The organism is Planotetraspora thailandica (assembly GCF_016863335.1).
Lineage (GTDB): Bacteria > Actinomycetota > Actinomycetes > Streptosporangiales > Streptosporangiaceae > Planotetraspora > Planotetraspora thailandica.
In genome coordinates, this window is sequence record NZ_BOOR01000027.1 from 157686 (window position 1) to 168156 (window position 10471).

Annotated in this window: 10 protein-coding genes; 8 read left to right on the forward strand and 2 right to left on the reverse strand. The window is 66.2% G+C overall.

All coding sequences use genetic code 11. The annotated features are described in order from the left end of the window. The first annotated feature begins 76 nt into the window (after positions 1-76). Positions 77-550 (forward strand): hypothetical protein, encoded by a 474-nt coding sequence (locus tag Pth03_RS19925; protein ID WP_203945825.1) that lies wholly within the window; start codon positions 77-79, stop codon positions 548-550. A gap of 10 nt (positions 551-560) precedes the next feature. Here Pth03_RS19925 and Pth03_RS19930 read toward each other — a convergent pair whose 3' ends face one another. Then, positions 561-953 (reverse strand): MerR family transcriptional regulator, encoded by a 393-nt coding sequence (locus tag Pth03_RS19930; RefSeq protein ID WP_203945826.1) that lies wholly within the window; start codon positions 951-953, stop codon positions 561-563. Between the two features lie 101 nt (positions 954-1054). Between Pth03_RS19930 and Pth03_RS19935 the strand changes: the two genes are divergently transcribed. Next, positions 1055-1210 (forward strand): hypothetical protein, encoded by a 156-nt coding sequence (locus Pth03_RS19935; RefSeq protein ID WP_239119192.1) that lies wholly within the window; start codon positions 1055-1057, stop codon positions 1208-1210. Positions 1211-1214: 4 nt separating this feature from the next. Here Pth03_RS19935 and Pth03_RS19940 read toward each other — a convergent pair whose 3' ends face one another. Beyond that, a complete protein-coding gene (locus tag Pth03_RS19940) occupies positions 1215-1700 on the reverse strand; it encodes an ATP-binding protein (protein ID WP_203945827.1) in 486 nt (161 codons plus the stop codon). A 272-nt stretch (positions 1701-1972) separates the two neighbouring features. On the opposite strand from Pth03_RS19940, the gene Pth03_RS19945 reads away from it, so the two are divergent. From Pth03_RS19945 to Pth03_RS19970, 6 genes are all read left to right on the forward strand, one after another. After that, positions 1973-2839: a Sco1979 family transcriptional regulator gene (locus Pth03_RS19945; protein WP_203945828.1), complete on the forward strand. Its 867-nt coding sequence runs from the start codon at positions 1973-1975 to the stop codon at positions 2837-2839. A gap of 198 nt (positions 2840-3037) precedes the next feature. Continuing rightward, positions 3038-4408, forward strand: coding sequence for a trigger factor (tig, locus tag Pth03_RS19950; protein ID WP_203945829.1), 1371 nt, complete (start codon positions 3038-3040; stop codon positions 4406-4408). Positions 4409-4781: 373 nt separating this feature from the next. After that, entirely contained in the window at positions 4782-5426 is a 645-nt protein-coding gene (locus Pth03_RS19955) for a ClpP family protease (RefSeq protein WP_275413147.1), read from the forward strand. Beyond that, positions 5423-6085, forward strand: a complete 663-nt coding sequence (locus Pth03_RS19960) for an ATP-dependent Clp protease proteolytic subunit (protein ID WP_203945831.1) — start codon at positions 5423-5425, stop codon at positions 6083-6085. The genes Pth03_RS19955 and Pth03_RS19960 overlap by 4 nt, the downstream gene beginning before the upstream one ends. Before the next feature lie 195 nt (positions 6086-6280). Continuing rightward, positions 6281-7564, forward strand: a complete 1284-nt coding sequence (gene clpX / locus Pth03_RS19965) for an ATP-dependent Clp protease ATP-binding subunit ClpX (protein ID WP_203945832.1) — start codon at positions 6281-6283, stop codon at positions 7562-7564. 82 nt (positions 7565-7646) lie between these two features. Then, entirely contained in the window at positions 7647-10226 is a 2580-nt protein-coding gene (locus Pth03_RS19970) for a valine--tRNA ligase (protein WP_203945833.1), read from the forward strand. The last annotated feature ends 245 nt before the right edge of the window (positions 10227-10471 follow it).

The window sequence follows — 10471 nt, forward strand, 5'->3', positions numbered from 1 at the left end:
TGTCCGATATCTGATTCCGTAAAATCTGCTGCGATTCCGGGTCGTACGGCAGGCGAAATCAGCACTGGAGCGCGTGATGCCGAGCAGGACCAGGCCACAGCCGCCGAGCGATGCCGAGACGGCCGAGCGCATGCGCCGCCTGGCCGAGCTCTTCGTCGAGCACACCCGCGAGGACGGCTACTCCTTCGACTGGAATCCGGCGCTCATCCACCACCTGGACAACTTCTGCAACGAGTTGGCCGCCGCCCGCCCTCCAGGAGAGATCGTCGACAGCGTGATCATGGGGGCGGGCGCCTATCTCGGGGAAATGATCGTTCGCAGCTGCGGGTGGAAATGGGTCTACTGCCCTTTGCAGAACGCCCCCGCCGTCACAAGCCCCCAAGGGCTCCGCGGTTATCCGCTCCACAAGGTGTCCAAGCGAATTCGCCTCGGAGGCGAGCACGACCTCGAGGCGTTCTTCAAATTCGCCGCGACCGGAGAGGCCCCGTACGGCACGACGGCTCGCGAGGTCCGGCCCCCATGGTGGAGGCGCCTGAAGCGGCGAACGTGATCACGTCGTTTCAGGACTCTTCCAGGAAGTCCTCGTAGTAGGCGATCTTCGCGTCCAGGGCCTGGCCGTTGAGTTGCAGCCCGCGGATGCGCTCGGCCAGTCGATCACGATGCCGGCGCAGCAGGTCGAGCCGTTCGGGGATCGTCGTGTCTCCGTGGTGGTGCATCTCCGCGAAGCGTTGCATGTCGGCCACCGACATGCCCGTGTCGCGCAACCGGAGCAGCAGCTCGATCCACGAGATGTCGGCGCGGGAGTAGCGGCGCTGCCCGCCCGCCGACCGGCCGACAGGGCTGATCAGGCCACTCTTCTCGTAGTAGCGCAGGGTGTCCTGCGACAAACCCGTCAACGTGGCCACTTCCGAGATCGCGAGCGTTTCCGCAAGCAGCGGCTGCGTTTCGGTCATGCGCATCACGCTAGAAGCTGGAGCACGCTCCAGGCAAACAGACGACCTGCCGCATCCGGCACAGTGGCCGCAGGTGGAGAGGCTCGCCTCGCCAGGCGCATGTGCTGAAGGTCCACGCGGACCCGCGGATCGTCGTGCCCGGCACCCAGCACATCGACCCCGCGAAATGGAGCCCTTTGATCTACAACTTCCGTCACTACTTCGGGCTCGGGCGGGAACTCGGGTACAGCTACCGCTCGGAGACGCCGCGCGGCTGAGATTTCAGCCCTCGGCGCGGAAGAGGGCCCAGACGGCCTTCCCGCCGTGGTCGAGCGCGTCCCAGCCCCACGCCTGGCTGTAGGTCTCGACGATGTAGAGGCCCCGGCCGTTCTCCGAGATGAAGTCGGGCTCCTTGGGGGCGGGCACCTCGTCGCTCGGGTCGGACACCGCCAGCAGCACGTGCGGGGCGATCCGTACCAGCAGGAGGGTTATCGGGTGGTCGCGGTCGCTGGAATCGCGTGTCGGCCACAGAGAGTAACGGACGGCGTTGGTCACCAGTTCGGACACGACCAGCGCGGCGTCGTCACTGAGCTCCGGCAGGCCCCACTCGCGGAGGGTCGACCTCGTCACGTCCCGTGCGGTCTTCACGGAGTCGGCCTGGGGACGGAGAAGGCAGGTGGTCGTCTCGGAGTCGTTCCCCGACTGGAAGAACCGTCCGAACCCGATCTCGTGAGTCAACTGGCCGGGGGAATCGGGCTTGTCCGACATGCTGCCCGTACCTCCAGCTGATCAGTTTCGGGGATAGTGCATGTTTGGCCCACTATGCACCAAGTCATCATGGATCACTCATGAGCCTGCCTGCAAGACCCAAATGCACGTGCAGTTGGCGCGTGCATGTGCACGCCTTCCTGACCCGCGAGTAAATGGGACACGGAGATCAGCCCTTGTCATCGTGGCCAGAAGTGGTGACACTGTGTGGGCTGGGGGTGTCGCGCGGGACTTCCCTTTAGAGAAAAGGCCGAAGTCGAGAGGGAGGCGCCGTGATACAGATCCAGCCTGGATCCGGACCGACGGCGCTCCGCATCCTCCTCGGCTCACAACTTCGGCGCCTCCGCGAGAACAAGGGCATCACGCGAGAAGAGGCGGGGCAGACGATTCGCTGCTCCGAGTCGAAGATCAGCCGGATGGAGCTCGGCCGGGTCGGCTTCAAGGGGCGTGACGTGTCAGACCTTATGAGCCTCTACGGAGTGGAGGACGAGGAGACGCGCACGGTCGTGATGGACCTCGTCGAGCGCGCCAACGAACCCGGCTGGTGGCACAGGTTCAACGATCTGCTCCCTACCTGGTTCCAGGCGTACGTCGGCCTGGAAGAGGCGGCCCAGCGCATCCGCACCTATGAGGTCCAGTTCGTCCCGGGTCTGCTCCAGACGAAGGAATACGCGCGGGCGGTCATCATGGCCGGCGCGGTCGGCGCGGCGCCCGAGGAGATCGCCCGGCGTGTCGACCTGAGGCTCGAGCGCCAGCGCGTGCTGGACGGCGACGCCAGCCCGAGGTTCTGGGCGGTGATCGACGAGGCGGCCCTGCGCCGGCCCATCGGCGGCGTCGAGGTCATGCGGGGGCAGATTCAGCACCTCATCGACCTCATGAACCAGCCCAACATCACGATCCAGGTCATGCCCTTCAGCTACGGGGGACACGCGGCGGAGGGCGGCGCCTTCAGCATCCTGCGGTTCGGCGACCCCGAACTCCCCGACATCGTGTACGTGGAACAGCTCGCGAGCGCCCTCTATCTCGACAAACGCGAAGAAGTCGATCGCTACAGCGAGGTCATGGAGCGGCTCTGCGCGGTCAGCACGACTCCCGCGGAGACGGTCGACCTGCTCCGGCAGATCATGACGGATCTCTGATCAGTCGCTGGTTGGCATTCGACTGTTCTAGACTGCCCTTGGCGCTGGACAGCCGCCACAATGCAGCATGCCTACGGTGCACGCGGTGGCGGGGGTGTCTCTGCGCCGCTCACGTGGGCGCGGCGCGCGTTAATGTGCCGCGGTTGCCGTGCACGACGCGCCTGCGATCACCAGATGCTGGATCAAGGAGACCACCCCGTGAAGACCGCTGTCGAGGAGCTCAGCCCTACTCGGGTCAAGCTCACCGTCGAGGTGCCGTTCAAGGAGCTCGAGCCGAGCCTGCAGGCCGCCTACAAGAAGGTCGCGCAGCAGGTCCGCGTGCCCGGCTTCCGCCCCGGCAAGGTGCCGGCCCGGATCATCGAGCAGCGCTTCGGCCGCGCGGTGGTTCTCGAGGAGACCCTGAACGACGCCCTGCCCAAGCTGTACAGCCAGGCCGTCGACGAGAGCGACGTCTTCCCGGTGGCCCAGCCTGAGATCGAGGTCACCAAGATCGAAGACGGCGAGCAGGTCGAGTTCACCGCCGAGGTGGACGTGCGCCCGTCGTTCGACGTGCCCGACTACGAGGGCGCCGAGATCGTCGTCGACGTCGCCGAGGTGACCGACGAGGACGTCGACACCCAGCTGGACGCCCTGCGCCAGCGCTTCGCCACGCTGACCGGCGTCGAGCGGCCCGCCGCCAACGGCGACTACGTCTCGATGGATCTGCGCGCCGAGATCGACGGTGAGAACCTCGAGGAGCAGCAGGCCGCAGACGTCTCCTACGAGGTGGGCGCGGGCTCGGTGCTCCAGGGCCTCGACGAGGCCCTCGAGGGCATGTCGGCCGACGAGGAGAAGACCTTCCGGACCACCCTGGTCGGCGGTGAGAACGCCGGCGAGGAGGCCGACGTGATCATCAACGTCAAGTCGGTCAAGGAGAAGGTCCTGCCCGAGCTCGACGACGAGTTCGCCCAGCTGGCCAGCGAGTTCGACACGCTGGACGAACTGAAGGCCAGCATCAGCGAGCAGGCCCGCCGCAACAAGCTCATCGAGCAGGTCGTGCAGAGCCGCGAGAAGGCCCTCGAGGCGCTCCTGGAGAAGATCGACATCCCGATCCCCGAGAGCGCGCTCAAGTCCGAGATCGACGCCCGCAAGCACAACCTCGAGCACCAGATCGCCGACAGCGGCCTCAGCCGCGAGGCGTACTTCCGGCTCTACCAGACCACGGAAGACGAGCAGTTCGCGGAGTTCGAGGAGATCTCCGCGAAGGCGCTCAAGACCGGTTTCGTCCTCGACAAGATCGTCAAGGCCGAGGACATCAACGTCAACGAGCAGGAGCTCACCGACTTCGTCGTCCGTCGGGCCATGCAGCTCGGGGTCGCCCCGAACACGCTGGCGCAGCACCTGGCCGACAACGACCAGCTCACGCTGGCCATGATGGAGATCGTCCGGGACAAGGCCAAGACCATCGTCGGCGACGCCGCCAAGGTGACCGATGAGGCGGGCAACACGATCGACCTCAAGGCCATCTACGCCGAGCTCGACAACGCCCAGCAGGGCGAGGAGCTCGAGGACGAGTCCGCCGAGAGCTGATCACGGCTCCGCGATCGCACGTGCCGGCCGGAGCGCTTCCCGCGCCCGGCCGGCCGTACGGCTATGCGACCGGCCCCCGGCGTGTCTTGCACGCGCCGGGGGCTTCTTTCTTCGCGGAAATCCGCCTAGTGCGGGGAAAATCCATGCAAATTCCTCAAGGTACGGCTTTCGCCTGCTCAGCCGTACGAGAGGGATGTTCGGGCGGGGATGCGGCCCATCGCCCGCGGCAGGCCGAGGATGCCGCATCCGGGTGATCGGTTCCGCGAGCATGCGCCGTCAGCGAACAGTCGCGCGAGGAGGCATGAGCTGTCTGCGGCGCGCGTTAAGGTCACAAGCAAAGCCAATCGATTACGACGCATCGGAAGGTGACGCTGTGACCAGCCCGCCGACCTTCTTCCCGCACGCCACCTCCGGCTTCGAGGCGCGTGGCCGTGAGGACGGCTCGTTCCGCCTTGAGGACCAGCTCTACCAGCGGTTGCTGCGCGAGCGCATCGTGGTCCTCGGCACCCAGGTCTCCGACGAGGTGGCCAACAGGCTCTGTGCCGAGCTGCTGCTCCTGGCCGCCGACGACCCCAACAGGGACATCTGGCTGTACATCAACTCCCCGGGCGGCTCCGTGACGTCCGGCATGGCGATCTACGACATGATGGAGTACGTCCCCAACGACGTCTGCACGGTCGCGATGGGCCTGGCCGCGTCCATGGGGCAGTTCCTGCTCTGCGCCGGCGCGCCCGGTAAGCGGTACGCGCTGCCGAACGCGCGGATCATGATGCACCAGCCGTCCGGCGGCATCGGTGGCACCGCTGCCGACATCGCCATCCAGGCCGAGCAGATGCTTTACGTGAAGAAGACCCTTGCGGAGCGCATCGCGTTCCACACGGGTCAGCCGCTTGAGCAGATCGAGAGCGACTCCGACCGCGACCGCTGGTTCACGGCCGAAGAGGCCAAGGACTACGGCTTCATCGATCACGTCGTGCGCAGCGCCCGGCAGGTGCCCTCTGAGGGCGCCGTCTCATGAGTGGAGCTTCCCAAGTGAGTGAGCTGATCCGGCCGGGAGACATCAACGGCCGCTACGTTCTCCCTTCGTTCGTCGAGCGCACCTCGTACGGCGTCAAGGAGATGAACCCGTACAACAAGCTGTTCGAGGACCGCATCATCTTCCTCGGCGTGCAGATCGACGACGCGTCCGCGAACGACGTCATGGCCCAGCTGCTGACGCTGGAGTCCCTTGACCCCGATCGCGACATCAACATCTACATCAACTCGCCCGGCGGGTCGTTCACCGCCATGACGGCGATCTACGACACCATGCAGTTCGTCCGTCCGGAGATCCAGACGGTCTGCCTGGGCCAGGCGGCCTCCGCTGCCGCGGTCCTGCTGGCCGGAGGGACGCCGGGTAAGCGGTTCGCGCTGCCCAACGCGCGTGTCCTGATCCACCAGCCCTCCACCGAGGGCGGCGGCCAGGGCAGCGACATCGAGATCCAGGCGCGTGAGATCCTGCGTATGCGGTCCCTCCTCGAGGAGATCGTGGCCAAGCACTCGGGCAAGTCGCCCGAGGAGGTCCGCAGGGACATCGAACGCGACAAGATTCTCAGCGCCGACGAGGCGAAGGCGTACGGGCTGGTGGACGACATCATCCCGTCGCGGAAGAAGCGCGCGGCGGCGATCGCTTCCTGAGGGGGGTTGCCGCACCGGAATGGTGCCCAATTTGGCACCTTCCGGTGCGACTCACCGCTTGGGGGCTCACTGAGGGCTCAGAAGACGGTAACGTCGAAACCTGAGCGGGATGACGTTTTCGCGCCGGAGCAAGAACAGGACGCGGACGGACGCGACCGCGGCAGCAGGGCGGTCCCACGCAAAGGAGTATCTGGGGTGGCACGCATCGGCGACGGGGGAGACCTGCTGAAGTGCTCGTTCTGTGGCAAGAGCCAGAAGCAGGTCAAGAAGCTCATCGCCGGACCAGGCGTCTACATCTGCGATGAGTGCATCGATCTCTGCAACGAGATCATCGAGGAGGAGCTCTCCGAGTCCTCCGAGCTCAAGTGGGACAACCTCCCCAAGCCGCGTGAGATCTACGAATTCCTCGACGCCTACGTCATCGGCCAGGACAAGGCCAAGAAGGCCCTGTCGGTAGCGGTGTACAACCACTACAAGCGGGTGCAGTCCGGGGAGCACGGTCGTGACGACGGCCTGGAGCTGGCCAAGTCCAACATCCTGCTGCTCGGCCCCACGGGCTCCGGCAAGACCCTCCTCGCGCAGACGCTCGCCAAGATGCTGAATGTGCCCTTTGCGATCGCCGATGCCACCGCGCTGACGGAGGCGGGTTATGTCGGTGAGGATGTCGAGAACATCCTGCTGAAGTTGATCCAGGCCGCCGACTACGACGTCAAGAAGGCTGAGACGGGGATCATCTACATCGACGAGGTCGACAAGATCGCCCGTAAGAGCGAGAACCCGTCGATCACGCGGGACGTCTCGGGCGAGGGTGTGCAGCAGGCGTTGCTGAAGATCCTGGAGGGGACGACGGCGAGTGTGCCGCCGCAGGGCGGGCGCAAGCATCCGCACCAGGAGTTCATCCAGATCGACACCACCAACGTGCTGTTCATCTGCGGCGGGGCCTTCGCCGGCCTCGAGAAGATCATCGAGTCGAGGGTCGGCAAGAAGGGGATCGGCTTCAACGCCATCATCCACTCCAAGGAAGAAGCCGACACCTCGGACATCTTCTCCGACGTCATGCCGGAGGACCTGCTGAAGTTCGGCATGATCCCCGAGTTCGTCGGCCGGCTTCCGGTGATCACGTCGGTGCACAACCTCGACAGGGAAGCACTGATCCAGATCCTCACCGAGCCGCGCAACGCGCTCGTGAAGCAGTACCGCCGGCTTTTCGAGCTGGACAACGTCGAGCTGGAGTTCTCCGAGGACGCCCTGGAGGCGATCGCCGACCAGGCGATTCTGCGCGGCACCGGCGCCCGCGGCCTGCGGGCCATCCTGGAGGAGGTCCTCCTCTCGGTGATGTACGAAGTGCCGTCACGCCAGGACGTCGCCCGAGTAGTGATCACTCGCGAAGCCGTGCTGGAGCACGTCAACCCCACGCTGGTGCCGAGGGACCAGCTTCAGGCCAAGCAGCAGCGCACCCCGCGCGAGAAGTCGGCCTGACACCAACCCAGGCGGGGCCTTAGGGCGGTTCACACGTTCGGACGGCACGTGAGGCACGCCGACGTCCTTAGAATTGGCCATCATGACGACGCCTGAGCTGCCTACCCAGTACGCGCCCACCGAAGTCGAGACCCGCAATTACGAGCGCTGGGTATCGAACGGGTATTTCACTCCCGACCCGGGCAGCGGGCGTGAGCCGTACAGCCTCGTGCTCCCGCCGCCCAACGTGACGGGGTCTTTGCACGTCGGCCACGCGCTGGACCACTCCATCCAGGACGCGCTGAGCCGCCGGGCCCGTATGCGCGGGTTCGAGACGCTGTGGCTGCCCGGCATGGACCACGCCGGCATCGCGACCCAGAACGTCGTCGAGCGTGAGATCGCCAAGGAGGGCCTTTCCCGGCACGACTTCGGCCGGGAGGCTTTCGTCGAGCGCGTGTGGCAGTGGAAAGAGGAGTCCGGCGGCCGGATCCTCGGCCAGATGAAGAAGCTCGGCGACAGCGTCGACTGGTCACGCGAGCGCTTCACGATGGACGAGGGACTGTCCCGGGCCGTCCAGACGATCTTCAAGCGGCTCTTCGACGACGGCCTCATCTACCGTGCCGAGCGGATCATCAACTGGTGCCCGCGGTGCCTGACCGCGCTGTCGGACATCGAGGTGGAGCACAGCGAAGACGACGGCGAGCTCGTCTCGATCCGGTACGGCGAGGGCGACGTGCAGATCGTCGTGGCCACCACTCGGGCGGAGACCATGCTGGGTGACACCGCTGTCGCGGTCCACCCGTCCGACGAGCGGTACGCCCATCTGATCGGCGAGTTCGTGGAGGTGCCGCTCACCGGCCGGCGGATCCCGATCGTGGCCGACGAGCATGTCGACCCCTCTTTCGGCACCGGCGCGGTGAAGGTGACACCCGCCCACGACCCGAACGACTTCGAGATCGGGCGCCGGCACTCCCTCGAGTCCCTTGTGATCATGGATGAGCGCGGGATCATCACCGCGCACGGCCCCTTCCAGGGACTAGACCGGTTCGAGGCACGCCCCGCCGTCGTGGCGGCGCTGCGGCAGCAGGGCCGGATCGTCGCCGAGAAGCGCCCTTACGCGCACTCCGTCGGCCACTGTTCCCGGTGCAAGACCGTGGTCGAACCCCGGTTGTCGCTGCAGTGGTTCGTCAACGTCTCACCGCTCGCCAAGGCGGCCGGTGACGCGGTGCGTGACGGCCGCACGCGCATCCACCCGCCGGAGCTGGCCAAGCGTTACTTCGACTGGGTCGACGACATGCACGACTGGTGCATCTCCCGGCAGCTGTGGTGGGGCCACCGGATCCCGGTCTGGTACGGCCCGGACGGCGAGATCGTGTGCGTGGGACCCGACGAGGAGCCGCCCGCCGGCTGGGAACAGGACCCGGATGTCCTGGACACCTGGTTCTCCTCGGGCCTGTGGCCCTTCTCGACACTCGGCTGGCCGGAGGCGACGCCGGACCTGGCGCGGTTCTACCCGACGAGTGTTCTGGTCACGGGGTACGACATCCTCTTCTTCTGGGTCGCCAGGATGATGATGTTCGGCCTGTACGCCATGGACGGCGAACCGCCGTTCCGCACGGTGGCGCTGCACGGCATGGTGCGTGACCAGTTCGGCAAGAAGATGTCGAAGTCGTTCGGCAACGTCGTCGACCCATTGGACTGGATCGAGCGCTACGGCGCCGACGCGACCCGGTTCACCCTGCTCCGGGGTGCCAACCCCGGCTCGGACGTGGCCATCAGCGAGGACTGGGCGGCCGGCTCGCGGAACTTCTGCAACAAGATCTGGAACGCCACGCGGTTCGCACTCATGAACGGCGCGAGGTCCGACGGGCTGCCGTCCGAGCTGACCACGGCTGACCGCTGGATCCTGTCGCGGTTGCAGCAGGTGATCTCGTCGGTCGACGCGGCCTTCGAGGACTTCGAGTTCGCCAAGATCTCCGACCAGCTGTACCACTTCGCCTGGGATGAGGTGTGCGACTGGTACGTCGAGCTGGCCAAGGTGCAGATCGCTCAGGGCGGCGAGGTCGCGGAGAACACCAAGCGCGTCCTCGGGCACGTCTTCGACGCCGTGCTGCGGCTGCTGCACCCGCTCACCCCGTTCGTCACCGAGGAACTGTGGCGGGCGTTGACGGGCAAGGACTCTCTTGCGGTCGCCTCATGGCCCGTCGTGTCACCCGAGCTGGCCGACCCCGCTGCCGAGGCAGAGCTGGAGTCGCTCCAGGAGCTCGTGACGGAGGTCCGGAGGTTCCGGAACGATCAGGGACTCAAGCCGGGGCAGCGGGTCGCCGCCAGTCTCGGCCTGTCCGGTACGGCTCTGGCCGCCCACGAGGGCGCGATTCGCGTGCTTCTGCGGCTCGACCCGGCCTCGGACACTTTCAACCCGACGGCTCGCCTCACGGTGGGTGCGTCGACGGTCGAGATCGACACCGCGGGAGCCATCGACGTGGTGGCCGAGCGGAAGCGGCTTGAGAAGGACCTGGCGGCCGCGCGCAAGGAGCACGCACAGGTCACCGGCAAGCTCGGCAACGAGCAGTTCATGGCCAAGGCGCCTGACGACGTCGTGGCCAAGGTGCGAGGACGTGCCGCGCAGGCGGAGGCGGACATCGCGCGTCTGGAGGCTCACCTGGCCGCGCTGCCGGCGTAGCCGACTTGTCCGAACCATTGAGGTTTGGGAGGTCGGCTGGCAGGGAAGGCTTCGGAAGTTGCGGAAGTGTCATCGGCACCCCGCGAGGGGTGCTAATCTTCATGTACGCAGAAAGCACGGCGCGTCTCATCTCTCCAGAGAGAAACACACGCTAGTCTTCCTGCTAACCCCTCTCTCTTCATCCTTCTTTGGGATGCGCTGCCGAATGTTCGGTGGTGGTCCAAATGTCGGGTAAGGTAGGGGAG

Coding starts and splice junctions, on each gene's coding strand:
- Pth03_RS19925 (WP_203945825.1), top strand. CDS start 77: ATGCCGAGCAGGACCAGGCCACAGCCGCCGAGCGATGCCGAGACGGCC.
- Pth03_RS19930 (WP_203945826.1), bottom strand. CDS start 953: ATGACCGAAACGCAGCCGCTGCTTGCGGAAACGCTCGCGATCTCGGAA.
- Pth03_RS19940 (WP_203945827.1), bottom strand. CDS start 1,700: ATGTCGGACAAGCCCGATTCCCCCGGCCAGTTGACTCACGAGATCGGG.
- Pth03_RS19960 (WP_203945831.1), top strand. CDS start 5,423: ATGAGTGGAGCTTCCCAAGTGAGTGAGCTGATCCGGCCGGGAGACATC.
- Pth03_RS19970 (WP_203945833.1), top strand. CDS start 7,647: ATGACGACGCCTGAGCTGCCTACCCAGTACGCGCCCACCGAAGTCGAG.